Genomic DNA, 24,679 nt, shown 5'->3' with positions numbered 1-24,679 from the left:
CGCTCCCAGGGGAATCACGGGGCGGACCCCGAGGCGACGGGCCCTCGGCACGCCGTCGGGGCGGGGGTGTGCCGCCGCGCGGGCGATGGGGTTCGGGGCGACGATCGGTGCATGGCTGCCCTGGTGCCGGTCCTCTTCGCGCTGCTCGCCGCGTTCAGCAACGCCCTCGCCACCGTGCTGCAGCGAAGGGCGGCCCTGACGGTGCCACGGTCACGGGGGTTCCGGCCCTCGTTGGTGTGGGATCTGCTCCGGCGCCCGATCTGGCTGGTCGGCATGGCGGCCGTCGTCGTCGCCGGGGCCGGACAAGCGGCGGCCCTCGCGACCGGGCCCCTGGCCTTGGTCCAGCCGCTGTTCGTCCTGGAACTGCCGATCGCCCTCCTGCTGGCCTCCCTGATCGCCCGGCGCGGGCTGCCCCCGGCGGTCTGGGCCGCGGTGGCCGGGGTGGTCTGCGGGCTCGGTCTGGCACTCGTCGCGGCGGCCCCGAGCGGCGAGGACATCCACGTGTCGCTCGCTCGCTGGATGCCCGTCCTCGCCGCCTGTGTCGGAACGGTCCTGGCCTTGGCCGCGGCCGGACTGCGACGACCGGTGGGCATGGCGCGCGCCGGCTGTCTGGGAGCGGCCACGGCCGTCTCCTACGCCCTGACCGCGGCGCTGATGAAGGACGCGATGTACGTCCTGGACACCGGGGGAATCACCGGGTTCCTGACCGCCTGGCAGACCTACGCCTTCGCCGCGGCCGGGGTGGCCGCCGTGCTCCTGCTGGAGCACGCGATGCAAGGAGGTCCGCTCGTCGCCTCCCAGCCCGCCCTGACCCTGGGGGACGCCGCGGTCAGCCTGACCCTCGGTGTTCTGTTGTATCGGGAGGAACTGCGGACCGGCGGATGGTGGGTGCTGCCCCAGGTGATCGGGGTCTCCCTGGTCGTCGGTGGGGTCGTGGTGCTGGCCAGACGCGGCGCCCGCACGCGCCCGGACGGGTGAGGGCGGCCTCTCCCGCGGGCTTCGGGACGCCGCGCCACGTCGCACGGCGCCCTCCGTCGCCGCGGCGCCGCCGGACCGAGCGGCGGCACCAGTCGCACGGGCGGGCGGAGCGCCCGCCGCCCTCCCCGGACGCGGGAGGGCAGGCGGTCGGTCAGCCTCCCCACGACCAGTCGGCCACCTCGGGGAGATCGACGCCGTGCTCCCTGATGTGGGTCTGGTGGCGCTGGCGGGTGTCCTGCATCCGCTGGCGGACGGCGGCGGCGGACACGGTCAGGCCCGGAACCCGGTCGACGACGTCCATGACGAGCCGGTAGCGGTCCATGTCGTTGCCCACCACCATGTCGAACGGCGTGGTCGTGGTGCCGATCTCCTTGTAGCCGCGCACGTGGAGGTGCCGGTGGCCCGCACGCCGGTAGGCGAGCCGGTGGATCAGCCACGGATAGCCGTGGTAGGCGAAGATCACCGGCTTGTCCCTCGTGAACAGGCCGTCGTACTCGAAGTCCGGCATCCCGTGCGGGTGCTCGGCGGCGGGCATCAGACGGGCGATGTCCACCACGTTGACCACCCGCACGGCCAGGTCGGGCAGGTGTCGCCGGAGCAGTTGGGCGGCGGCCAGCACCTCCTGCGTCGGGACGTCGCCGGCGCAGGCCAGGACGACGTCGGGTTCCCGGCCGCTCCGCTCCGTCCCGGCCCACTCCCAGATCCCGGCGCCGCGAGCGCAGTGGGCGCGGGCCTGGTCCAGCGAGAGCCAGTCGAAGCAGGGCTGTTTGCCGGCGACGATCACGTTGACGTAGTCCCTGCTGCGCAGGGCGTGGTCGGCGACGGAGAGCAAGGTGTTGGCGTCCGGCGGCAGGTAGACCCGGACGGCCTCCGGGCTCTTGTTGAGGATGTGGTCGACGAAACCGGGGTCCTGGTGGGAGAAGCCGTTGTGGTCCTGCCGCCAGACGTGCGAGGTGAGCAGGTAGTTGAGGGAGGCGATGGGAGCGCGCCACGGCAGTCGCCGGGTCACCCGCAACCACTTGACGTGCTGGTTGACCATCGAGTCGACGATGTGCACGAACGCCTCGTAGCAGGAGAACAGGCCATGTCGGCCGGTCAGCAGGTAGCCCTCCAGCCATCCCTGGCAGGTGTGCTCGGACAGGATCTCCATGACCCGACCGTGCCGGTCGAGGTTCTCGTCCACGGCCAGGGTCCGCTCCTGCCAGGCCTTGCCACTCGCGTCGTAGACCGCCTGGAGTCGGTTGGAGGCGGTCTCGTCCGGGCCGACGAGGCGGAAGTCCCGCCGCTCGGCCGTGGCCGCCATGACGTCCCGGAGCAGCTCTCCGAGGACGCGGGTCGGTTCGTGCGGCCCGGCGCCGGGCTTCTCCACCGGCACGGCGTACCTCTCCAACGGTGGCAGGGGCAGCTCCCGCAGCAGCAGACCGCCGTTGGCGTACGGGGTGGCACCGAGTCTGCGGGACCCCTCGGGCACACATGCCAGGACGGCGGGGCGGGGCGCGCCGTCCTCGTCGAACAGTTCCTCGGGTCGGTAGGAGCGGAGCCACCTCTCCAACTGTCGGAGGTGTTCCGGATTCTCCCGCACGCCGGAGAGGGGCACTTGGTGGGCCCGCCAGGTGCCGGCGACCGGGAGACCGTCCACCTCCGCGGGTCCGGTCCAACCCTTGGGGGTCCTCAGCACGATCATGGGCCAGCGGGCGAGATCACGGGCGCCGTCGACCCGGGCGGCCCGCCGGATCGCGGCGATCCGGTCCAGCGCGGTGTCCATGGCCAAGGCGAGCGCCCGGTGCACGTCCTCGGGCTGGTCCCCGGTCACCTGGATCGGGTCGTGGCCCAGCCCGCGCAGGAAGTCGTCCAATTCGGACTCGGAGAGACGGGCGAGCACCGTCGGATTGGCGATCTTGTAGCCGTTCAGATGGAGGATCGGCAGCACCGCGCCGTCGTGGACCGGGTCGAGGAACTTGTTGGAGTGCCAGGAGGCGGCGAGCGGGCCGGTCTCCGCCTCTCCGTCCCCGACGACACATGCGACCAGCAGGTCGGGGTGGTCGAACGCGGCGCCGTAGGCGTGCGAGAGAGCGTAGCCGAGCTCGCCTCCTTCGTGGATGGAGCCGGGGGTCTCGGGAGCCACATGACTCGGCACGCCGCCCGGGAAGGAGAACTGTCGGAACAGCCGGGCCATGCCCTTGGCGTCCCGAGTGACGTCGGGATAGGTCCGCGTGTAGGAGCCCTCCAGCCAGGCGTTGGCCAGGACCGCGGGGCCGCCGTGGCCCGGTCCCCAGACGCAGAGGGCGTCCAGTCCCCTGGCTCGGACGACCCTGTTGAGGTGGGTGTGGACGAGATTCAGCCCGGGGGTGGTGCCCCAGTGGCCGAGCAGTCTGGGCTTGACGTGCTCCGGACGCAGCGGTTCCGTCAGCAGCGGGTTCGCCATCAGGTAGATCTGGCCGACGGCGAGGTAGTTCGCGGCGCGCCAGTGGGCGTCCAGGGCACCGAGTTCCTCGTCCGGCAGCGCCGCCGGCTGCCGGGGCTGATCGACGGGCATCCGGCGTTCCTTTCTGGTCGGGGCAACGGCCGATGGAAGGTGCCGGCGGGCCGGCTCCCACTGCCGCATCCCACCACCTTGTAGGGGGCGAGTGGGCTGCCGACAGGGCCGTTGGGGTCACATGGTGCGGAGGTCGAACGAAAAGGCACCTTGCCGAAGGCGACGCCGGTCGAGGGAGCCGATCCGCGCGCCCTCCAGGTCGGTGCGGGGTCGGCGGGAGCCGGTCCCGGTATCGGACCGTTGTTGCGTACACGGGTGCGGGACGGCAGGCTTGCGAGGGTGGCAACCCTCCTGATCGTCCACCACACGCCGTCCCCCAACTGCCAGGCCATGCTCGAAGCCGTGGTGTCGGGAGCCACCGCCCCCGAGATCGAGGGGGTACGGGTGGTCCGGCGGGCCGCGCTCGCCGCCACCGCGTCGGACGTGCTGGAGGCGGACGGCTACGTGCTGGGCACACCCGCGAACCTCGGCTACATGTCCGGCGCGCTCAAGCACTTCTTCGACCAGATCTACTATCCCTGCCTGGACGAGACCCGCGGTCGCCCCTTCGGGTTCTACGTGCACGGCGGCAGCGACACAACGGGCGCCGTGCGGGGGATCGAGACGGTCGCCACCGGGCTGGACTGGCGCCTGGGGACGCCCGCGGTGACGGTGACCGGAACACCCGGCAAGGCGGAGCTTGACGCCTGCTGGGAACTGGGGGCGGCCTCGGCGGCCGGTCTGACGGACTGAGGGTCAGAGGGCACAGGTCCGCGCCACGGACCGGCCGGGAACCCGGCCGCCCCACCCGACAGCGGCCGGGGTCGGGGCTCCCGGCCCGGCCGTGGCCGATGCCCGACCGTACATCCCGTCACGGGCGAGATCGATGTCCGCGACCCTCGGTGTCGCGACGCGGCCCGGGTCGGCGGGCGAGACACGACATCTCGTCCGCCGACCCTTGGACCTCGGCCGATCACGCGTGGCTACGCCGGGTACGCAGCAGGAGGACGACGCCGGCAGCCACCAGCACGCCGCCGACGGCGCCGGGCCACAGGCCGAGTCCGGAGCCGGTCTCGGCCAGTCCCCCTCCGATGGGCTCGTCGACGGCCTCACGGGCGCCCTGTGGTTCGAGCGCGGAGTCCCGCTCCTCGCCACCGGCCGGTGCCGGGGCCGCTTCGGACGCCTCCACGGCGGCGTCCTCGTTCCCGGCCCCGGCGGGCTCCCCACCGGCGGGCGACTCGTCCCGGGCGGAGCCGGCGTCGGCCTCTTCGGCTTCGGCTTCGGCTTCGGCTTCGGCTTCGGCTTCGGCTTCGGGGAGGTCACGTCGGTCCGGGGCGTCGGTGTCCACCGCGTCGCCGGATTCGGGGCTCTCCGAGTCCGCGCCGGCATCGGCCCCGTCACGTGCCGCCGGCGGGTTGCGATCCGCTCCGGGGTCGACGTCGGAGGCCCCGCCGTCCGCGCCGGGTTCGGCTCCGCCCCTCTCGGGGTCTGGGCCCGGCTCCTGCCCCTGCTCCTGCTTCGGGTCCTGCTTCGGGTCGTCGGCGGCATCCAGGATGTCGGCGTCGTCCTTCGGGGCGCCCTCGCCGTCGTCGCCGCGGGCGGGCTCGTCGCCGCCCACACCGCAGTCCCGGCCACTGTTGATGCAGTCGACCATCTCCTCCATCAACTCCGTCTCGAAGACGTTGACGAAGTCCCCGTGGTCGGTGACCGGCTTGTGCAACTGCTCGGGGAAGGAGTCAACGGCGAACAGCGGAGCGGTTCGGCCGCCGTCTTCGAGACTCGGGGCGTCAACGTCGTAGACGACCCGCTGGACCAGCTGCGGAATGGGCCGGAAGCCCTCCGGGCAGGATCCGTCCTCCCGGGTGAAGGCCACGTGCGTGCGATGATTGGCGCTGTCGATGTTCCGTCCGTCCCAGCAACTCTGGAAGTCGAAGGTGCGGACGACGTCGCTGCCCTCGGGGCAGAGCGGGTACCGGTCCGTCACCTGACGTTCCTCGAAGCCGGTGCAGCTCCACGACGCGTTGGCGTTGTCGGTCCCGTTGAGGAACGCCTTGGCGTCGCCAGTGATGATGCGCAACAGGCGCGGCATCGCCGTGACCTCTCCCGTGGGGTTGCCGACGAAGGTGAGCGTCACCTCCTTCGGGGTGACGATCTCGCCGACGTTCCCCTCCAGCCCCCCGCCCGGCGCGTCCGCGTCCTGTTCACGGGTGCCGTTCTGGAGGCGCAACACCGGCCAGTAGTACGACGACTTGTCACCGGGGTCGACACAACTCGTCTCGGCTGCGGCCAGGTCCTCGTCACTGGAGAACGCGTCGTTGTCCTGGTTGCCGATGTAGTCGTGGAAGTGGTGCGCGCCGTTGGCGACCCCCGGAGCCACGATGATGTTGTCCGAGTTGAACAGCCCGTTCGCGTTGACACCGCAGTCGGTGGTGAAGGTGCCGCGCGAGGCGTCGGGGCCTTGCCGGGGCTCGCGCGTGTCGGGTTCGACCGTGGTGATGTCGACGTAGTCCGCGGCGACGGGACCGTTGCCTGCCTGGCCTCCGTTGCCCGGACCCTCGGCGCCCTCCTCGACGCCGGTCGGCTCCTCCGATGGGTCCTGGCCGGCCCCGCTCTCCTCACCGTCCGTCTCCTCGGCCCCTTCTCGCGGGGCTACCTCGGTACGCCGGAGATCGCACTCGGCGAAGGCGTCAAGGCCCTCGGGGCGCTCCCCCGAGGACGCGATGGCCGCCGTGATCCGTTCGATGGTCGCGGAGCGTTCCTTTCGGAGGGGACCGAGGAGGGCCTCCTCGTCCAGGGCTCCCTCGTCCGAAGCCGCCGCCGCGCGTTGAAGTTCCCGATAGGCCGTGGCGACCTGCTCGTCCAACTCGGCCAGTCTGGTGTCGACTTCCGGACGCGCTTCCTCGGGAACCGAGGTGAGGCGGGTTCCCAGGTCCGGACAGTCGACTGTCGCGGCCACCCCGGAAGCGCCCAATGGCACGGCGCCCTCGGCATCGGGTTCGGTCGCGGAGGCGTACACGTTGACGGCCACCAGGCCGCCCCCGCCGAGTATGAGTGCGACCGCCGCAGAGGTCGCTCGTCGTGCGCCGGTGGGGCGTCTGCGCCTGTTCTGTCCCAAGGCGTGCTCCTACGTCGTGCGGTGCGGTGTGGGGGGGTGCCCCGTGTTTCCTACGGTGCACGGCCCCCCGATGTTCAACACTCGCGCCGATTCGACGAGATCTCCCCGGGATCTCCCGACTTCCTCCCTGTCCGGGACGGCGCGACGGCGGGGGTCCGCGCCGCACGGTGAGGGCCGCGGATGTCCACATCGGGAGGAGGCGGGCCTCGCCCGCTTCCGGTTCGGTGACCCTCCGCTGACCGAAGGTCAGCGTCCCGGCCCGGTGGCCGCGCCTTCCCGTCGACCGGCCTCGGGCGCGGAGCCCCGCACGGCGTCCCGAAGGCTCCGTTGGACGGCGATGGACACGGGAGGGGTGGTGGGCGGACGGACGACGAGCGGCGATGGCGCGCCGACGCCTGGTGCGGGGCGAGGCGGGTGCGAACATGCGGCCACCACGACCACGCGGGGAGGCAGGTGTGACCGACGGGCAACGGCCGCGGGCGGCCAGGGAGGTGTTCGACGCGCTGGGCGTCGCGTACGAGGAGGCGTACGGGAGTTCGCCGACGCACCGCCGGTCCGTGGAGTGGCTGACGGCCCGGCTCGCTCCGCGGAGCCGGGTACTCGACGTGGGATGTGGGACGGGGCGGCCGACGGCACGCGCTCTCGCCGACGCGGGGCACCTCGTCGTGGGGGTCGACGTGTCGCCGGTGATGGTGGAGCCGGCCACACGAGCGGTGCCGGACGCGGTGTTCCGGTGCGCGGACGTCCGAGACGTGTCGCCGGCCGAGGGGGCGTACGACGCGGTCTGCGTGTACTTCTCCCTGTCGCAGGTGAGGCGACGGGAACAGATCGACCTGATGGGGCGGTTGGCGGGCTCCCTGTCGCCGTCGGGGCTCCTGGTGTGGGCCACCGTGCCGGTCGACGGCGAGGACGTCGAGCACGTCTTCATGGGGCATCCGGTGCGCGTCTGCGGTTTCTCCGCCCGGGGGTGCGTCGCCCTCGCGGAGGACGTGGGGCTGCGGGTCCTGGAGCGGCTGGAGACGGTGTTCACACCGGCGGGTCCCTTCGCCGAGCCGGAGCCTCAGCTGTTCCTGCACTGTCGGCGAGGCGCGCGGAGGCCGGTGTGACGGCGGCGCGGTCCGACCGTCGCGGCGCCGGTCGGACCGGGCTCGACGCTCACGGACGCCGCCTGTTCGGGCACAGGACGCGCAAGGCGGAGGGGAGGACCCGGAGGGTGACCGGGAGGGAGGAGTCGACCTCGCCGTCCGCCCCGTAGGGCACCGGCCGGTCGGACTCGATCCGGACCTCCGTGCCGCGGACCACGCGCACTTGGGGGCGGCGCGTGTGAGCACCGGTCTCCAGTTCGCGCAGGACGGCGAAGAACGACCGGCGTGGCATGTCGTGGATCATCACGACGTCCAGCAGGCCGTCGTCGACGGCGGCGCCCGGGGCGACGAGTCGCCCCGCCCCGTAGTAGCCGGAGTTGGCGGCGACGACGGTGTACCCGGCGAAGGTGTGCTCCCGGCCGTCGACGGTGACCCGGTAGCGGGTCGGGCGCCGACGGGCGACGGCGCGCATGGCTCCGACGGCGTAGGCCGTGGCGCCGCGCAGGACACGGGAACGGTTGGCGTGGCGGTTCGCCAGGGCGTCGACGCCGGCGTAGACGCTCCCGAGGACCACGGCGCGGTCGTTGCCGGCGGCGACGACCTCCACGGTGTCCACCGCGCGGGGAGCGCCCTCCAGCAGGAGGCGTGCGAGGTCGTGGGTGTCGGTGGGCAGGGCCAGAGCGCGGGCGAAGTCGTTTCCTCGTCCCGCCGGGACGAGGCCGAGCGGCGTCGCGGTGCCGCTGAGCGCGCCGCCGACCGCTCCGGCCATGCCGTCGCCCCCGACGGCGAGGACGACTCGGCCGCGTTCTCCGGCCCGTCGGGCCAGCGCCCGGGCGTGTTCGAGGTCTCGGCTGTACTCGGTCTCCAGCCCGGCGCCCGCGTCCCGCAGCGGTCGGGCGACGCGCAGGAGGACTTCGGCTCCGGAGGAACGGCCGGCGGTCGGGTTGACGAGCGCCGTGAACTGTCGCATCGCGGTGCCTCCGGGCTTGGGTCGTACCGGACGGTCGTGCCGTGCCGGTGGCTGGACGGGCGCTGTCCCGCCCGGGGGGACAGGCGGCCGGCGGCCGGGTACGGGTGGAGCCTAGGCGTGCGGGGGCGAGGGCCGGTGGCCGGGTACCGGTGGAGCCCAGGCGCGCTGGGGCGGGCCCTCGGGCAGCAGCACCCCGGGGGCGAGCACGCCGTTCGGGTCGAGGCGTCGTTTGACGGCGCGCAGGGCCTCGACGCCGAGCGGCCCGATCTCGCGGGCGTACCAGTCGCGGTGGTCGGTGCCGATGCCGTGGTGGTGGGAGATGGTCCCGCCGGCGGCCAGGATGGCGTCGTTGGCCGCGTGTTTGGCTCTCCGCCAGTGCTCCGGCGGGTCCTCTCCCCGACCGCAGACGACCGTGAAGTACAGCGAGGCACCGTTCTCGTAGACGTGCGAGATGTGGCACATGACCAGTGGTGGGGTGCCGGCCTCGTCGAGGGCCCGGACGAGGGCGTCGCGGACGGCCGCGTACAGCCCCGGGAGGCGCGACCAGAACGTGGCGGTCTCCAGGGTCTCGGCCAGGGCACCGGCGTCGAGGAGGGCGTCGCGCAGGTAGGGCGCTTCGTACCGGCCGGCGGCCCAGCCTTCTCCCGGTTCGGTCCCGGCGAAGGTGCCTCCGTGGGCGGCCAGGACGTCGGCGGCCTCGGCACGGCGACGGGTGGTGTCGGTCTCGGCGCCCTCGAATCCGACGACGGCCAGGCATCCGCCGTCGGGCGGCGCGGCGAGGGTCCCGGGACGGGCGGGTCCGACGAGGGTCTCGGTCTCGTCGGAGAGCCTGAGGACGGTGGGGAGCGGTCCGTCCTGGGCCAGTCGGCGCAGCGCGGTGGTGCCCTCGGCGAAGGAGGCGAAGCGCCAGGCCTCGTAGCGGCGGGTCTGGGGGAGGGGGCGGACGCGGACGGTCACCGAGGTGATCACGCCGAAGGCGCCTTCGGAGCCGAGCAGGAGTTGACGCAGGTCGGGCCCGGCGGCCGAGCGCGGCGCGCGGCCCGTTTCGAGGGTGCCCTCGGGCGTGGCGACGGTGAGCCCGAGCACCATGTCGTCGAAGCGACCGTGACCGGCGGAGGCCTGTCCGCTGGACCGTGTCGCCGCGAATCCGCCGATGGTCGCCCACTCGAAGGACTGGGGGAAGTGGCCCAGGGTGAAGCCGTGCTCGGCCAGCAGCGCCTCCGCGTGAGGGGCGCGCAGACCCGCCTGGAGAGTGGCGGTGCGGGAGAGCGGATCGAGTTCGACCAGCCGGTCGAGTCGGCGCAGGTCCAGGGAGACGAACGGGGCCCTCGCGCCGGGGGCGAGTCCGCCGACGACGGAGGTGCCCCCTCCGAACGGGACCAGCGGCAGGCCGTGTTCGACGAGAGCGCGCAGCACGGCGAGGACCTCGGCGTGGTCGTCCGGGAGGATCACGGCCTCCGGCGCCTCGGAGGTGTCCCCGGCCCGCATCCGCAGCAGGTCGGTGGTGGACTTCCCGCGGGTGTGCCGGATCCGTGACTCGGGGTCGAGGCGCACCGCGTCCGTCCGGCCGCCGACGGCGGCCAGGAGGGCGCTGTGAGCGGCCTCGGGAAGGCGGGGTTCGGCGACCCGGGTCTCCTCCTGGGAAAGGGGGGTCGAGGCGGGGCACTCGACGCCGAGCCCTTGCCGCAGCAGGTCGGCCACGGTGTCCGGGAGCGAGGTCGCTCGGGCCGGGTCCCCCCAGCCGTTCCACAGCATGTCCATGCCTGCCGTCCTCATCGGTCGGTTCGACGGGTGTGCCGTGGCGCGCGCCCCGGACTCGGACGTTACACTGTGACACATGGCGCCTATTCGTCACAACCATCCGGGGCCCCGCACCACCGACGACGACGCGGTCCTCGACGCCGTGCGCGACTGCGTCCTGGCCGTGGGTGTCCGGCGCACGACCATGACCGACGTGGCACGCCGGGCCGGGGTGTCCCGGATGACGCTCTACCGACGGCGACCGGACGTGCGTTCCCTGGTCGGCGACCTGATGACAAGGGAATGGATCGCCGTGGCGACGGACGCGATGCCCACCCCCCGCCCCGGCACCGACGCGCGCGCCCGGCTGGTCGAGGGGCTGGTGGCGGGCGTTCAGGCGTTCCGCGCCCATCCGCTCTTCCGCAAGATCGTCGACGTCGACCCGGAGCTGTTGCTGCCCTATGTGCTGGACCGGCGGGGAGCGAGCCAGGAGGCGCTCCTGGAGCTGCTCGCCGAGTCGCTGCGCCAGGGCCACGCCGACGGCTCGGTGCGCCCGGGCCACCCCCTCCGCCAGGGACGGGCTCTGCTGCTCGTCGTCCAGTCCTTCGCGCTGTCCCTGCGCACCATGGCCGACGAGGGCGATCCGGAGCTGAACACCCCGGCGCTCCTCGGCGAACTGCGCCTCCTTCTGGAGAGGACACTGGCCCGGTGACCCCGCCGGCCCCCTCCCCTCTCACCGGGTCCTCGCTGTCCGCGGCGCGGCGCACCCGGGAGCTGCGCGAGGCGACCGACGGCCGGACGGTCGACGTCCTGGTCGTCGGGCTCGGGGCGACAGGCGCCGGGGCGGCGCTCGACGCCGCCGCACGCGGACTCGACGTGGTGGCGGTGGACGCCCACGATCTGGCGTTCGGCACCTCCCGTTGGAGTTCCAAGCTGATCCACGGCGGCCTGCGCTACCTCGCCTCCGGACAGCTCGACGTGGCCCGCGAGAGCGCGGTCGAACGCGGCGTCCTGATGGAACGCACCGCGCCGCACCTGGTCCGCGCACAGCCGTTCGTCCTGCCGCTGACCCCTCTCGTCTCCCGAGGCCGGGCCGCGGTCACCCGAGCCGGCCTGAAGGCCGGGGACGCCCTGCGGCTGACCGCCGGAACGGCACGCACCACCCTGCCCAGCCCCCGCCGACTGTCCGCCGACCGGACCCTCCGGCTGGCGCCCGCGCTGCGTCGCCCGGGGCTGCGCGGCGGTCTGCTCTCCTGGGACGGACGGCTCACCGACGACGCCCGCCTGGTCGTCGCCCTGGCGCGGACCGCCGCCGCGCGCGGGGCCAGGGTGCTCACCCGGACCCGAGTCCTGGAATTGTCCGACCGCGCCGCGCTGATCCGCGACGAACGGACCGGCGAGGAGGGGGAGATCCGTGCCCGCACGGTGATCAACGCCGCCGGAGTGTGGGCGGGCGAGTTGGTGGAGGGCCTCCGTCTCCGGCCCTCCCGGGGCACGCACCTCGTCCTGCGTTCCGCCCGGCTCGGCCCACTCCCCGCCGGTCTGCACATCCCGGTCCCCGGCGAGTCCGACCGCTTCGCGTTGGTCCTGCCACAGGGAGACGGACGGGTCTACGTGGGCCTCACCGACGAACCGGTCGACGGTCGGGTGCCAGACGTCCCCGAGGCGCCCGAGAGCGACATCGGGTTCCTCCTCGACGTCCTCGGGTCGGTCCTGGACACGCCCGTGCGGCGCGCCGACGTCGTGGGCGCCTTCGCCGGGCTGCGACCGCTGCTGGAGACCGCCGAGGGAGGGGGGCCGCCCGACGCCCGGCGTACGGCCGACCTCTCGCGTCGTCACGCCGTGCTCACCTCGCCCGAGGGCGTCGTCACGGTGGTGGGCGGGAAGATCACCACCTATCGGCGGATGGCGGAGGACGCCGTCGACGCCGCCGTGGCCGCCGGCGGCCTGCCGGCCGGCGCCTCGCCCACCCGCTCCCTCCCCCTGGTCGGCGCCGCCGACCAGGGGCGACTGGCGGCGACGCGGGCCCCGCGCGGACTGGTGCGCCGCTACGGAACCGAGGCGCCGGCGGTGCGGGACCTGGCCTCGCGGGACCCCGCGCTGGCGGACCCGGTGATCCCGGGGCATCCCGTGACCGGGGCCGAACTGCTCTGGGGTGTCCTGCACGAGGGCGCCCTGGACACGGACGACCTGCTCGATCGGCGCAGCAGGATCGGGCTGGTCTCCGCCGACCGGGCCGACGCGCTGGAGGCCGCCCGCTCCGTCCTCGCCGCGGGCCTCGACCGGGAGCGGTGAGGCCGCGCGTCGGCGTCCTCCGGGCGCGGCCCCACGTGGGTGGGGCCCGCGCCCGGGAACGGGGTCAGAGGTCGGATTCGGCGTCCCCCGCTGCCCGGCGCACGCTGTCCTCGACCTCGCGCAGCGAGCCGCCTCCCCCGCGCGCGTAGTCCGCCATCGCGCCGCTCGCGTCACGGTCCAGATCCCGCCAGGCGCGCACCGCGGTCTCGTAGGTGTCCGACTGGACGGAGGTCCATCCGCCGCGGGCGGGCGGACCGTACCGGTCGCGGAGTTCCCGCACCCGGCTCCGCGCCTGCTCGGCCGCGCGGCGCTTTTGGACGAGTTCCTCGAAGGAGTGGACCACGACAGCACCGTACTCGGCACGGTGCCCGCGCGCGCGCCGCGCGAGCCCCGCCGGCGTTCCCGTCTCGGCGGGGGCTCGACGCCGGAGTACGACAGCGCGGCGGCGCGCGGAAAGGCGTGGCGGCGCGCCCCGGCCGCCACCGCGTCCCGGGGCCTCGCGCCACCCGGACGGACCTGTCGGCGCCGCCCCTGTCCGGTCTCGGCGCACCCGATCGGGTGCGACCGGCGGACGGCCCGGGCCCGGAGGCGATCCCGCTCGCCGCGCCCCCCGGGCCGGGCTCCCTGCGGCCGTGCGGTGCCGGGGTCGGGCGAGGCATCGGGGCCTCGGGGCTTCCGGATGTCCCTCGCCGCACCCGTGCCGGCGGTGTAGACAAGAGAACATGGTCCGGATAGTGGGTCGATCGGGAGCGCGGTCAGCCCGTCGTCCCGGCGGCCCCGCCGCGGGACGACAGCGGGCGGAGCCGCGCCCGAGCCGCGAGTGGGCCTCGCGGGTCCGGTCGGCCCTGACCGGGCGCAGCGTCGCCGCGCAGGTGTTCGTCCTCCAGGTCGTCGTCACGCTGCTGCTGGTGGCCGCGGCGGTGATCGCGCTGGTGCTCCAGGCGCGGCACGACAGCGGTATGGAGGCCCGCAACCGGTCCGTCGCCGTCGCCGAGACGTTCGCCAACTCCCCCGGGATCGTCGCGGCACTGCGCAGCTCCGACCCGACGGCGGTGTTGCAACCGCACGCGGAGGCCGCGAGCGAGGCGGCTCACGTCGACTTCATCGTCGTGATGAACACCGACGGCATCCGTTACACCCACCCCGAGCCCGACCGCATCGGCAGGATGTTCATCGGGACCATCGAGCCCGCCCTGGAGGGCGGCGTCGTCACCGAGGAGATCGACGGCACCATCGGCAGGCTGGTACAGGCGGTCGTGCCCGTGATGTCCTCAGGGGAGGTGGTGGGACTGGTGTCGGCCGGTATCACGGCCGAGAGCGTGGGAGTGTCCGCCGACCGCCACCTGCCGCTCGTGCTCATCGCGGCGGGGGTCGGACTCGTGCTGGCCACCGGCGGCACCGCCCTGGTCAGCCGGAGGCTGCTGCACCAGACCCACGGCCTGGGCCCGCACGAGATGACCCGGATGTACGAACACCACGACGCCGTCCTGCACGCCGTGCGGGAGGGGGTCCTCATCGTCGGTGACCACGGCCGTCTGCTGCTCGCCAACGACGAGGCACAACGTCTCCTGGACCTCCCCGCCGACAGCACGGGTCGGCACGTCGACGACCTCGGGCTGACCGCCGACACCGCCGCCCTGCTGGTCTCCGGGCGGGTCGCCACGGACGAGGTGCACCTGGTCAGGGACCGGCTGCTGGTGATCAACCAGCGCCCGACCCATCTGCGCGGGGGCCCGGCCGGCAGTGTGGCGACGCTGCGCGACTCCACCGAACTGCGGTCGCTCTCGGGCCGGGCGGAGACCGCGCGGGAGCGCCTGGACATGCTGTACGACGCGGGAGTGGGCATCGGCACCAGCCTGGATGTCTCCCGGACCGCCGAGGAACTGGCCGAACTGGCCGTGCCGCGCTTCGCCGACTTCGTCGGCGTGGACCTGTACGACGCCGTGCTCGCCGGGGCCCAGCCGGAACCGGGCAGCACACTGCGCCGCTGCGCGCTCGGCGGGGTGCGCCAGGACGCTCCCCTCTATCCGGTCGGCCATCACCTGCGGTTCGTCGCCAGTTCCCCGCAGGGGCACAGTCTGCGCACCGGCCGGCCCGTGCTGGAGCCCGACCTGACCCGGGCCCACGGATGGCAGGCCCAGGACATGGAGCGCACGGCGCAGGTCGTGGAGTACGGAATCCACTCGCTGATCACGGTGCCGCTGCGGGCGGGGAGCCTGGTCCTGGGTGTGGTGAGCTTCTGGCGCTCGGACAAACCCACTGCCTTCGACGCGGACGAGCTGGCCCTCGCCGAGGAACTGGTGGCGCGAGCGGCGGTATCCATCGACAACGCTCGCCGGTACACCCGGGAACACAGCATGGCGGTCACCCTGCAGCGCAGTCTGTTGCCCCGGTCGCTGCCGGAGCAGAACGCCCTCGACATCGCCTACCGCTACCTGCCGGCCCAGGCCGGGGTGGGCGGGGACTGGTTCGACGTGCTGCCGTTGTCCGGCGCGCGGGTCGGGCTGGTGGTCGGCGACGTCGTCGGCCACGGGCTGCACGCGGCGGCGACCATGGGCCGGCTGCGGACCGCCGTGCACAACTTCTCCTCGCTCGACCTGCCCCCGGACGAACTCCTCACGTTGCTGGACGAACTGGTCGGCCGCATCGACCAGGACGAGGCACTGGCGGGCGGCACGGCGCCCGTCACCGGCGCCACCTGCCTCTACGCGATCTACGACCCGGTTTCCCGCACTTGCGCGATGTCCCGCGCCGGTCATCCGCCGGCGGCGATCGTGCTGCCCGACGGAACCGTCGACCTCCCCGACGTGCCGGCCGGTCCACCCCTCGGGCTCGGCGGTCTGCCCTTCGAGACGGCGGTACTGGAGCTGCCGGAGGGCACCCGGCTCGTGCTCTACACCGACGGTCTGGTCGAACACCGCCATCTGGACATCGACACCGGACTGGAGGACCTGCGCGGGGCGCTGCTGGCGAGCGGCCCTTCGCCCGAGGAGACGTGTCGTACGGTGCTGGACGCCCGGCTGCCCACGCGACCGAGTGACGACGTGGCGCTGCTGGTCGCCCGGACCAGGGCCCTCGACCCCGACCATCTGGCCGAGTGGCCGGTTCCTAACGATCCGGTGGCCGTCGGCGAGATCCGTGCTCGGGTGGCCCGTCGCCTGGCGGAGTGGGGTCTGGAGGAACTGGCCTTCACCACGGAGCTGATCCTGAGCGAACTGGTGACCAACGCGATCCGGTACGGCGCCGAGCCCATCAACGTGCGCGTGCTGCGGGATCGGAGTCTGATCTGCGAGGTGTTCGACAGCACCAACACCTCGCCACACCTGCGCTACGCGGCCATGACGGACGAGGGCGGACGCGGCCTGTTCCTGGTGGCGCAGCTCGCCGAGCGGTGGGGCACGCGCTACACCCCGGAGGGCAAGGTCATCTGGGCCGAGCAGCCGATCCCGTGAGCCGCGCCCGCCCGGCCCGACGGCACCGGACGACGCCCGGGCCGAGCAGGGCGCGCCTCGGGGTCACGCGCGCGGGGCCCCGGCATACGACCTTGTTGTGAGTCCATAGGATGGACCCCCCTGCCGACTTAGGGTTGCCTCAGCTTAAGCTTCCCGTGGAGTCGCTCCGTCACCGCTCGAAGGGAACCTGATCATGCCCCGCCCGCTGCGGGTAGCCATCGTCGGCTCCGGTCCGGCCGGAATCTACGCCGCCGATGCCCTGCTCAAGTCCGAGGTGGCCGCCGATCCCGGCGTGTCCATCGACATCTTCGAGCGCATGCCCGCCCCGTTCGGTCTGATCCGCTACGGCGTCGCCCCCGACCACCCGCGGATCAAGGGCATCATCACCGCCCTGCACCAAGTGTTGGACAAGCCCCAGATCCGACTCTTCGGCAACGTCGACTATCCGTCCGACATCACCCTGGACGACCTTCACTCGTTCTACGACGGTGTGATCTTCGCCACCGGCGCGACCGCCGACCGGGCCCTGTCCCTCCCGGGGATGGACCTGGAGGGGTCCTACGGCGCCGCCGACTTCGTCTCCTGGTACGACGGGCACCCCGACGTGCCCCGCACCTGGCCGCTCGACGCGGAGAGAGTGGCGGTTCTCGGTGTGGGCAACGTCGCCCTCGACGTCGCGCGCGTCCTGGCCAAGACGGCGGACGAACTGCTGCCGACGGAGATCCCGCCGAACGTGCACGACGGCCTCGCGGCGAACCGGGCCAAGGAGATCCACGTCTTCGGGCGACGCGGTCCGGCCCAGGCGAAGTTCAGCCCGATGGAACTGCGGGAGCTGGACCACTCCCCCAACATCGAGGTGATCGTCGACCCCGAGGACATCGACTACGACGAGGGGTCCATCGCGACCCGTCGGGGCAACAAGCAGACCGACATGGTGGCCAAGACCCTGGAGAACTGGGCCATCCGCGATGTCGGGGACCGCCCGCACAAGCTGTACCTGCACTTCTTCGAGTCCCCGACGGAACTGCTCGGCGAGGACGGCAGGGTGGTCGGGCTGCGTACCGAGCGTACGGAGCTGGACGGCACCGGCAACGTCAAGGGCACCGGCCGGTTCAGGGACTGGGACGTCACGGCGGTCTACCGCGCCGTCGGGTACCTCTCCGACCGTCTGCCCAAGCTGCCCTGGGATCTGGAGACCGGCACCGTGCCGGACCGAGGAGGCAGGGTCGTCCGCGAATCGGGCGAGCACCTGCGCTCCACCTACGTCACCGGTTGGATCCGGCGAGGCCCGGTCGGGTTGATCGGCCACACCAAGGGGGACGCCAACGAGACGGTGGCCTCGCTGCTCGACGACCACGCCCAGGGCAGGTTGCGGGAACCGAACTCGCCGGCCCCGGAGGCGGTCGACGCCTTCCTGGCCGAGCGCGGTGTCCGACACACGAGCTGGGACGGTTGGTACCGCCTGGACGCCGCCGAGAGGGCCGCCGGCGAGGCCCAGGGACGCCAACGCGTCAAGATCGTCGAGCGGGAGGACATGCTGCGGGAGAGCGGCGCCTGATCCCACGGGTGGTGCCGGTGGCCGCCGGCCACCGGCACCACCCTCGCTCAGACCTCCAGGTCGGCCTCGATCCGTCGCAACTGGTGCCGCGCCATCGCCAGATTGGCCCGGCTCGAATCGAGCACCAGATACAGGAACAGGCCGTTGCCGCCCCGTCCCTTCATGAGTCGGATGAGGTGGTACTGACTGGCGAGAGTGATCAGGATGTCCTCGATCTCCTCCTTCAGCCCGAGGTGTTCCATGGTGCGGAGCTTGGCGCGGACGACATCGGTGTTGCCGGCGGCGGCGATCTCCAGGTTGAAGTCCTTGCTGCCGCCGAGCGTGCCGAGGGCCATGCCGCTGGTGTAGTCGACCAGGGCCGCGGCCGACGCTCCGTCGATGGAGCTGAGGCATTCCTTGAGGGAGGTCTCCAGATTGGCCATGGGGGCTTCCTTCCTAGATGAATCGATGGATCAGACCGGCCGGGGGTGACCTTCGGCCGGGGGGCGAGGCTGTCGGGTGGGGCGGGGTGGGGTGCGCACCGGCAGGGTGCCTATGGGGCGGTTCACGTCCGGGGCGACGAGCGCGGGGCCGGGAAGGGCGCTTTCGGCTGTTCGGTACTCGCCCGAACGGGCCGCCACCAGCTCGCCGATCCGGGCTCCGCTGCGCCGCCCCTCCAGATGCAGCCGGCCGACGTTGACGCGCCCCTCCGCGAGGAGGGTGAGCACGGCGGCGGGGCCGGCCGCGTAGGTGGCCACGTAGCCGTGGACCCCCCGGAGCAGCAACTCCCGGAAGTCGCCGCGTCCGGTGGCGTCGGCGGTGCGCTGGGCGACCCCGAGCGCGGCGGCGGTGAGGGCGGCGAGTCCCTCGGGTTCGGCACCGGGGACGTCGTGGGCGAGGACGAGTCCGTCGACGCTGGCCGCGAGCGATCCGGTGACCTGGGGCACGCGGTTGCGCAGCCGCCGCAGCTCGTCCACGACATCCTTGTCGACGTCCATGAGCAGTCTCCTTTCGGCACGCTGTCGACGCGCGCGGATCACAGGGCCTCCAAGGCGTCCCGGAGTCGGCGCAGCAGGGCGGCGTCCGGGTCCTCCCACGCGGTGCCGCACGGATCCGGACCGGCGCCCTCGGGGGGCGAGAGGGGCTCGCGCACGGTGGTGGTCACCAGACCGAGGGCGGCCAGGCGACGCAGTTCCACCAGGGTGTGGTAAGTGCGGCAGGCGAGGGCGGTCGCGATGTCCGTGGCGGTGCGAACCCCGTCGACCTGCGCGAGGATCCTGCCGCGGCGGGCGGGCAGCTCCGCGGCGGCCGTCCCAGGGGTCCGGGCCAGAGGTGCCACGTCGACGGCCGGGTCGGGCCAGATGCGGTCCAGCAGGGTGCGACGCCGCCGCGACTCGCGGAGCACCGTGTCGACCCCCACCGAGCGGACGGTGCCCAACCAGTGCGCGGCGCCGGGTCGGAAGCGGTGGGCCCGGGTATCGAGGGCGAGCGCGAAGTAGGCGGCGTCGAACAGCGCGCCGAGGTGACAGACCTCCAGGGCGCCGGCGGCGAGTCGTCCGCTGTCCACGAGCCGGCGACCGACGCGCCGGCGGGCCCCCTCCCGACCCACCGCCTCCCACCAGCCGTCGGCGGCGACGGCCCCGCTGTGGGTGAGCAACGCCCGCAGCCCGGGCGTCTGCGCGGACTCCACGTGCACGACACGCCCGCCGGCGAGGTAGAAGACCCCGCGCTCTCCGGAGAGCGCCCCCGTGGCCCCGTCGGCCGCGAGCGCCGCGAGCGAGGCGGCGGTCGTCTCGTGGTCGGCCCACGTCACCGTCATGACAGCACCAGTCTCTCCGCGGTCTCCGCCAGCCGGATGCGCGCCATGGCCAGGTTGCCGTCCCGTCGGTCGAGCCAGAGGTGCAGCAGGACCGTGCTGTCGAAGGGGGTGCCGACGAAGCGCAGGAGATGGTACGAATCGCCCGTCGTCACGATGAGGTCCTCGACGGGTATCTCCTTGCCGGTGGCGCCTTCCGGCGCCAGGGTGCCGCTCTCGGCGGCGTGCCGGGCCAGTTCGGCCGCCTCCGCGGCGGTGGCCTCCGCGTCGCCGCCGGGCGCCTCGCCCACGGTGCCCAGGGCCAGGCCACTGATCCAGTCGACCAGCGACACCCCCCTGGCACCGGGCACGCGCATCGCCTCAAGCAGACTCTCGTCGATTCCGGGCACGCCGGATCCCCTCCCCCTGGCACCCTTGTGCCGCGAACGTGACGCCGAGATTACGGAACGTACCGAGAGCGGTTGAGTGGTTCGGCATTTTCCAGAGGAACGTGCCTTCGATACGGCATACTGAGTCGGATCTTCACCCGCCGACGTGTCCCGACGCGCGCGGCCGTGCGTCGGGGCGCCCGCGCGCTTCGGCCGGAAACAATGCCTCCGCGGGTGGACACGGACGACCGGCGGGGCTCCGGGGCTCGATCCTCGGGCCCCGGCGGCCATACTGGTCCGTGCCCGACCGCCCCCGGCCTCCAGATGGACCGATGCCGACACATTCCACGGACCGCCCGACGATCCCGCCCACGGTGTGGCCGGCCCACGGCCGCTACGTCGGTTCGGGCGCGGAGGAGTCGCTGCGTCGCACCCTCCGCCTGCACAGGGACGACGGCTCGGTGGACGCCTTCCGGGAGACGCCGGAGGGCGAGGAGGGCGGATTGGTCTTCGAGGCGCGCTGGCGGGTCTCCGCCGGCGTCCCGGTGCGGTCTCGGCTGTCCCTCGCGCCGAGCACGGCCGGGGGCCGGCAGTGGACCCTCCTCGCCGAGGCCGAGGCGCACTGGGACCTCTCCTGGCCGTCTCCCGCCGGGATGTTCTGGCCCGACGACCCGGAGATCCCCTGGGACCGGGACGCGGCCACGGGGCTGCGCCTCCGGGGGATCAACGCCCTTCCCGAGGACGATCGTTCGCTCCGGCGGCTGTTGCGGGACGCCGCCCGCCACTCCTGGCAGATCCACGTCGTGGTGCACGAGGCGATGACCCCCGACCACCGAGGGCGGGTGCCCCTGTCCGAGTGGCTTCCGCCGAGTCTCCGCCACGGCGTGGTCGAGCACCGGGCCGCACCTCGGCAACTGCGCACCGTGAACTGGGCGCTGAGGTCGCTGGGGGTGCAGGTCCCCCGGGGAGGCGCGGTGGTGCTGCCGGGACCGGTGCCGCCGTCCGCCGCGGATCCGGCGACGCCCGCCGTCCGCTCCGTCTTCCTCGACGGCACGGAACCCTCCGAGCTGATCGCGACGGTCGTCCGTTTCGCGGCGGCGGCCCGCCCGCTGCCGGACGGGGCGGCGGGGGAACTCGACGCGCTGCGCGAGGAGTGGGGGCTGTTCACCCCGGAGGAGGAACTGGCCCGCGAGCGGCGGACGGTGGCCCTGTACGCGGAGGCTCTGGAGGCCATGACCCGCTCGCGGGACCTGTATCGGGAGGCCGCCGAGCGGGCCAACGAAGCCCTGGCCGCCTACCGCGAGGCCGCGGAGCGCCCGCCGCAACGGGCCACACCCGCGTTGCGGAGCCTGGTGCGCGCCCTGGACCGGCGTGGAAGGTCGGCGGAGGTGTCCCGGGACTGACCGGGCCCGGACGACCGGCACGCGGCGACGGGTCTGGTGCCCGGCCGGCGGTTCGACGACGATGACGCCGTCGCACTTCGTCCCGCGCGGCCCGACCGGCCGGGAACGGGAAGCGGGCCTCGCTCCCCGCCGCGCGGAGGCCGCGAGGACGACACGATTACTCCGCGTAGTACTACGCGGAGTAGGGAAACCATCCACCCGTTCGACTCGTATATGTCTCTGGAAGCCGACGCCGGTCGGCGGACCAGGCGAGGGCGCAGTGGGTCCATCGCTTGATCGGCGAGCACCGAGAGGGAGAGACGATGCAACCGTTCGCGCTCGACTACGCACGTCCGGCGGCGGAGTTGGAAGCGGCAACTCCGTACGTCTACGACCCCGGTACGCAGTTGAACGTACTCGTCGACGGCCGAGTGGCCGCACGGGACCACGCGTTGTTGCGAGCCCTGGCGACCACGACCTCGACCGCGGGGTCGAAGACCCACTTCGACGACTGAACACGGACCGTTCGACATGACCGTGCTGATCCTGACCTGCGAAGAGGACGTCACCGCCGACATGGTCGTCTTCCACCTCAACCGGTCGGGGGTGCCGGTGATGCGAGTGGACCCGGCGGACGTCCCGAACGCGGTGGCCCTGTCCGGGGAGTACGTCCACGGCACGTTCCGCGGTCACCTGTCCTCGGGAGGCAGGTTGGTGAGCATAGCCGGACTCCGGTCGATCTGGGTGCGTCGACCGGGTCGGGCCGCCGCGCGGGCGGCCGAGGCGTCCGCATGGCTGACGGAGGAGTCCGAGCAGGCCCTCTACGGGATGCTGCGCGGTTCGGAGGCACGGTGGATGAACCATCCCGACAGCGCCCTTCGGGCACGGCACAAGCCGTGGCAACTGCGCCTGGCACAGCGGTTGGGCCTGCCGGTGCCCGCCACACTGATCACGACCTTTCCCAGGGCCGCCCGCGAGTTCGCCCAGCGATACCCGGACCTGGTGGTCAAGCCCGTGTCCGGAGCCCATCCCTCGGATCCGCCCATGGCGGTCCCGACCAGCCGCGTGCGGCCCGACACCGACTTCTCCGCCGTCGCCTTCGGCCCCACCCTGCTGCAACGGCGGGTGTCCAAGTGCGCGGACGTCCGCCTGACCGCCGTCGGAGAGGAGCTCTTCGCGGCCCGCAAGGCGGTCACCGCGACCGGCGACCCGGATGAGGTCGACGTGCGGTTCGCCCCTTCGACGGAGCCGTGGCGCCCGGTCGATGTGCCTCCTCGTGTCGCCGGGCTCGTCCGGGACTACCTCCGCGGCGCGCGACTGTCCTACGGAGCCTTCGACTTCGCCGAGGAGGACGACGGAACCTGGTGGTTCCTGGAGTGCAACCAGTCCGGGCAGTTCGGCTTCGTCGAGGTGGAGACCGGCCAGCCCATCTCCCGAGCCATCGCCGATTGGCTCGCCGGGGCCGAGCCCGGCGACCGTCCGGCGCCCGGGCGGACACGGGCGGCGTGAGTCGCCCCCCTCAGTGCGCCCGGGGCCCGGCGAGCGTCGTGGGACCCGGCCTGCCGGGGGAGGACGACGGAGGTCCGCCGCCGGAGCGCGCCGACGGACGCAGGGCCGTCTGCAGTTCCCTGCTCACGCGTTCCGCCTCCCGGCGCACCTGTCCGGGGATGTCGCCGCGCTCGGCGACGAGTCGGTCGTAGATGGGGGAATCCTGGAACACCCGTCAACGTGCCTTTCGTGTCGTCGACACCTGCGTGTCAGGCGCGACTGAGCAGTCTAGGGGGAGCCACCCGCCGCGGGGCGCGTTCTCACACAGGTGAGGACGGTCGGCGGATCGGGACGAGTGGGGCACGAGGAATGCCCTCTCCCGCGCCGGAGCGCGGCACGGGAGAGGGCGCCCCCGCACGGCGTGGCCGTGCGGGGGCGCCCTTCATCGGTTCAGACGGCCATCGAGAGCCCGGCCTCGCCCTCCCTGTCCGACGCGCCGGCGGCGCCCGGCCGTCCGGCGGCCATCAGGATGGCGTCCGCGGCACCCAACGCGTCACGGACAGTGGTCTCGCCCGTCGTCACGCACAGGGTGTAGCCGACGTCGGCCAGTTCTCGGGCGAGCGCGGCGCTCTCCCGTTCCGCCTGGGCGATGCGCAGCGAGGCATAGCGCGTCAGCAACTCCCTGACGATCTTCGGGTCGGGTACCAGCACGAAGCGCCCCTCTCTCTTTTTGGCTCCGTGTTCCCCTACTCGGGGGAAACATGCGCAACAGACGACGAGATGAGTCGAATTGGCCGGAAACAAACACACATTGACGTTTACGCATCAGAATTTGACATGAAATGAACGTGTAGCTCTCGACGCCCTCGGGCGTCGCGGCACCTCCGGATGGGCCCCGGGCCGTTCCGGACGGACCCGTGTGACACGCTCGGCCCCGGTGCACAACCCAAGAGGAGCCAGGCATGCGCATAGGACTGCTGGGAACCGGGCCCTGGGCGGAGGCGGCACACGCCCCCGCCATGAGCCGACACGAGGGGCTGGACTTCGTCGGGGTCTGGGGACGTCGCCCGGAGGCCGCGAGGGAGCTGGCGGAGCGCCATGGCACCCGCCACTACACCGACGTGGAGGAGTTGCTCTCCGCAGTCGACGCCGTCGCCGTCGCGCTCCCCCCCGACGTGCAGGCCGACCTCGCGGTCCGGGCGGCCCGTGCCGGATGCCACCTTCTCCTGGACAAACCGCTGGCCTCGACGGTCGCTCGAGGGCGAGCGGTGGTGGAGGCGGTGCGCGAAGCGGGCGTCGCCTCGGTCGTCTTCTTCACCACCCGCTTCCAGCCCGAGACCCGGGAGTGGATCGCCGCCCGCGCCGAGCGCTCGGACTGGTTCACGGGGCGCGCCGAATGGCTGGGGTCGGTGTTCACCGGCGACAATCCGTTCGGCGCGTCGCCGTGGCGGCGGGAACGGGGGGCTCTGTGGGACGTCGGCCCCCACGCCCTGTCGGTCCTGCTGCCGGTCCTCGGCGACGTGCGACGGGTGACGGCGACCGCGAAGGGCCCCGGTGACACCGTGCACGTGGTGCTCGACCACGTCGGAGGGGCCTCCGCCGTGATGACGCTCAGCCTCACCGCGCCGCGCGAGGCGACCGGTGTCTCCGTGGAGCTCCGGGGCGGCGGGGGGACGTCGCGGCTCCCCGAGAGCTCCGATGGCGCGGTGCCGGCGCTGACGGAGGCCGTCGACGCCCTGCTCGCCGCCGCCGACGGCGGCCCGCCGCACGCCTGCGACGCGGCGTTCGGACTGCGGGTGACGGAGATCCTGGCCGAGGCCGAGGCACGGCTGGGAGCCGACGACGGGGCGGACACCCCGCCGGCCTCCTCGGACGCGGAGCGTTAGGGACTCGGACCGGCGGGGACGAGCCCCGTGTGACGGCGCGCGGGCCGAGACG

22 protein-coding genes are annotated in these 24,679 nt (G+C 73.2%); 11 read left to right on the top strand and 11 right to left on the bottom strand.

Annotated elements, in window-relative coordinates:
* Positions 1 to 111: 111 nt before the first annotated feature.
* Positions 112 to 978: a DMT family transporter gene (locus tag JEK78_RS21660; protein WP_200261849.1), complete on the top strand. Its 867-nt coding sequence runs from the start codon at positions 112 to 114 to the stop codon at positions 976 to 978.
* 151 nt (positions 979 to 1,129) lie between these two features.
* Here the strand turns inward: JEK78_RS21660 and JEK78_RS21655 are convergent, their stop codons facing one another.
* Positions 1,130 to 3,514 (bottom strand): phosphoketolase family protein, encoded by a 2,385-nt coding sequence (locus JEK78_RS21655; protein WP_200261848.1) that lies wholly within the window; start codon positions 3,512 to 3,514, stop codon positions 1,130 to 1,132.
* Positions 3,515 to 3,793: 279 nt separating this feature from the next.
* Here JEK78_RS21655 and JEK78_RS21650 point away from each other — a divergent pair, with 279 nt between their 5' ends.
* Positions 3,794 to 4,246: an NAD(P)H-dependent oxidoreductase gene (locus JEK78_RS21650; protein ID WP_200261847.1), complete on the top strand. Its 453-nt coding sequence runs from the start codon at positions 3,794 to 3,796 to the stop codon at positions 4,244 to 4,246.
* Between the two features lie 220 nt (positions 4,247 to 4,466).
* Here the strand turns inward: JEK78_RS21650 and JEK78_RS21645 are convergent, their stop codons facing one another.
* Positions 4,467 to 6,608 (bottom strand): DUF1996 domain-containing protein, encoded by a 2,142-nt coding sequence (locus JEK78_RS21645; RefSeq protein WP_200261846.1) that lies wholly within the window; start codon positions 6,606 to 6,608, stop codon positions 4,467 to 4,469.
* A 455-nt stretch (positions 6,609 to 7,063) separates the two neighbouring features.
* Here JEK78_RS21645 and JEK78_RS21640 point away from each other — a divergent pair, with 455 nt between their 5' ends.
* Complete coding sequence (locus JEK78_RS21640; RefSeq protein ID WP_242483166.1) at positions 7,064 to 7,714, top strand: class I SAM-dependent methyltransferase; 651 nt, start codon at positions 7,064 to 7,066, stop codon at positions 7,712 to 7,714.
* 49 nt (positions 7,715 to 7,763) lie between these two features.
* Here JEK78_RS21640 and JEK78_RS21635 read toward each other — a convergent pair whose 3' ends face one another.
* Together JEK78_RS21635 and JEK78_RS21630 are read right to left on the bottom strand one after the other, a co-directional pair.
* Positions 7,764 to 8,663: a YegS/Rv2252/BmrU family lipid kinase gene (locus JEK78_RS21635; protein WP_200261844.1), complete on the bottom strand. Its 900-nt coding sequence runs from the start codon at positions 8,661 to 8,663 to the stop codon at positions 7,764 to 7,766.
* A gap of 111 nt (positions 8,664 to 8,774) precedes the next feature.
* Entirely contained in the window at positions 8,775 to 10,424 is a 1,650-nt protein-coding gene (locus JEK78_RS21630) for an FAD-binding oxidoreductase (protein WP_200261843.1), read from the bottom strand.
* A 76-nt stretch (positions 10,425 to 10,500) separates the two neighbouring features.
* On the opposite strand from JEK78_RS21630, the gene JEK78_RS21625 reads away from it, so the two are divergent.
* Both JEK78_RS21625 and JEK78_RS21620 read left to right on the top strand, forming a co-directional pair.
* On the top strand, positions 10,501 to 11,115 hold the full coding sequence (locus JEK78_RS21625) for a TetR/AcrR family transcriptional regulator (protein ID WP_200261842.1): 615 nt from the start codon (positions 10,501 to 10,503) through the stop codon (positions 11,113 to 11,115).
* Positions 11,112 to 12,698 (top strand): glycerol-3-phosphate dehydrogenase/oxidase, encoded by a 1,587-nt coding sequence (locus JEK78_RS21620; RefSeq protein ID WP_200261841.1) that lies wholly within the window; start codon positions 11,112 to 11,114, stop codon positions 12,696 to 12,698. The genes JEK78_RS21625 and JEK78_RS21620 overlap by 4 nt, the downstream gene beginning before the upstream one ends.
* A 64-nt stretch (positions 12,699 to 12,762) precedes the next feature.
* Here JEK78_RS21620 and JEK78_RS21615 read toward each other — a convergent pair whose 3' ends face one another.
* The gene (locus JEK78_RS21615; protein ID WP_200261840.1) at positions 12,763 to 13,041 is read right to left on the bottom strand and encodes a hypothetical protein; all 279 of its coding nucleotides are present in this window, start codon (positions 13,039 to 13,041) and stop codon (positions 12,763 to 12,765) included.
* Positions 13,042 to 13,420: 379 nt separating this feature from the next.
* On the opposite strand from JEK78_RS21615, the gene JEK78_RS21610 reads away from it, so the two are divergent.
* Positions 13,421 to 16,150 (top strand): SpoIIE family protein phosphatase/ATP-binding protein, encoded by a 2,730-nt coding sequence (locus JEK78_RS21610; RefSeq protein ID WP_200261839.1) that lies wholly within the window; start codon positions 13,421 to 13,423, stop codon positions 16,148 to 16,150.
* Positions 16,151 to 16,343: 193 nt separating this feature from the next.
* On the top strand, positions 16,344 to 17,708 hold the full coding sequence (locus JEK78_RS21605; RefSeq protein ID WP_200261838.1) for an FAD-dependent oxidoreductase: 1,365 nt from the start codon (positions 16,344 to 16,346) through the stop codon (positions 17,706 to 17,708).
* 47 nt (positions 17,709 to 17,755) lie between these two features.
* Here JEK78_RS21605 and JEK78_RS21600 read toward each other — a convergent pair whose 3' ends face one another.
* Genes JEK78_RS21600 through JEK78_RS21585 form a run of 4 tightly spaced genes read right to left on the bottom strand, consistent with a single transcriptional unit; the run spans position 17,756 to position 19,892 of the window.
* A complete protein-coding gene (locus JEK78_RS21600; RefSeq protein WP_200261837.1) occupies positions 17,756 to 18,130 on the bottom strand; it encodes a hypothetical protein in 375 nt (124 codons plus the stop codon).
* A gap of 30 nt (positions 18,131 to 18,160) precedes the next feature.
* Entirely contained in the window at positions 18,161 to 18,685 is a 525-nt protein-coding gene (locus JEK78_RS21595) for a roadblock/LC7 domain-containing protein (RefSeq protein WP_200261836.1), read from the bottom strand.
* A gap of 38 nt (positions 18,686 to 18,723) precedes the next feature.
* A complete protein-coding gene (locus tag JEK78_RS21590; RefSeq protein ID WP_200261835.1) occupies positions 18,724 to 19,506 on the bottom strand; it encodes a hypothetical protein in 783 nt (260 codons plus the stop codon).
* On the bottom strand, positions 19,503 to 19,892 hold the full coding sequence (locus JEK78_RS21585) for a hypothetical protein (RefSeq protein ID WP_200261834.1): 390 nt from the start codon (positions 19,890 to 19,892) through the stop codon (positions 19,503 to 19,505). The genes JEK78_RS21590 and JEK78_RS21585 overlap by 4 nt, the downstream gene beginning before the upstream one ends.
* Positions 19,893 to 20,203: 311 nt before the next feature.
* Between JEK78_RS21585 and JEK78_RS21580 the strand changes: the two genes are divergently transcribed.
* The 3 genes from JEK78_RS21580 to tgmB all read left to right on the top strand — a co-directional run bounded on the left by JEK78_RS21580 (position 20,204) and on the right by tgmB (position 22,762).
* Positions 20,204 to 21,274: a hypothetical protein gene (locus tag JEK78_RS21580; protein ID WP_200261833.1), complete on the top strand. Its 1,071-nt coding sequence runs from the start codon at positions 20,204 to 20,206 to the stop codon at positions 21,272 to 21,274.
* A 302-nt stretch (positions 21,275 to 21,576) separates the two neighbouring features.
* Positions 21,577 to 21,768 carry a putative ATP-grasp-modified RiPP gene (tgmA, locus tag JEK78_RS21575; protein ID WP_200261832.1) on the top strand — a complete coding sequence of 64 codons (192 nt, stop codon included), beginning with the start codon at positions 21,577 to 21,579 and terminating at the stop codon, positions 21,766 to 21,768.
* Between the two features lie 16 nt (positions 21,769 to 21,784).
* Positions 21,785 to 22,762, top strand: coding sequence for an ATP-grasp ribosomal peptide maturase (tgmB, locus tag JEK78_RS21570; protein WP_200261831.1), 978 nt, complete (start codon positions 21,785 to 21,787; stop codon positions 22,760 to 22,762).
* A 10-nt stretch (positions 22,763 to 22,772) separates the two neighbouring features.
* Here the strand turns inward: tgmB and JEK78_RS21565 are convergent, their stop codons facing one another.
* On the bottom strand, positions 22,773 to 22,973 hold the full coding sequence (locus tag JEK78_RS21565; protein ID WP_200261830.1) for a hypothetical protein: 201 nt from the start codon (positions 22,971 to 22,973) through the stop codon (positions 22,773 to 22,775).
* Between the two features lie 218 nt (positions 22,974 to 23,191).
* Complete coding sequence (locus tag JEK78_RS21560; protein ID WP_200261829.1) at positions 23,192 to 23,452, bottom strand: DUF5133 domain-containing protein; 261 nt, start codon at positions 23,450 to 23,452, stop codon at positions 23,192 to 23,194.
* A gap of 251 nt (positions 23,453 to 23,703) precedes the next feature.
* Between JEK78_RS21560 and JEK78_RS21555 the strand changes: the two genes are divergently transcribed.
* Entirely contained in the window at positions 23,704 to 24,627 is a 924-nt protein-coding gene (locus JEK78_RS21555) for a Gfo/Idh/MocA family oxidoreductase (RefSeq protein WP_200261828.1), read from the top strand.
* Positions 24,628 to 24,679: the final 52 nt, after the last annotated feature.

The sequence above is a fragment of the Streptomyces sp. HSG2 genome (assembly GCF_016598575.1).
Taxonomy (GTDB): domain Bacteria; phylum Actinomycetota; class Actinomycetes; order Streptomycetales; family Streptomycetaceae; genus Streptomyces.
Note: the sequence above shows the minus strand (reverse complement) of the source record. Positions and strands in the feature narration are given on the sequence as shown.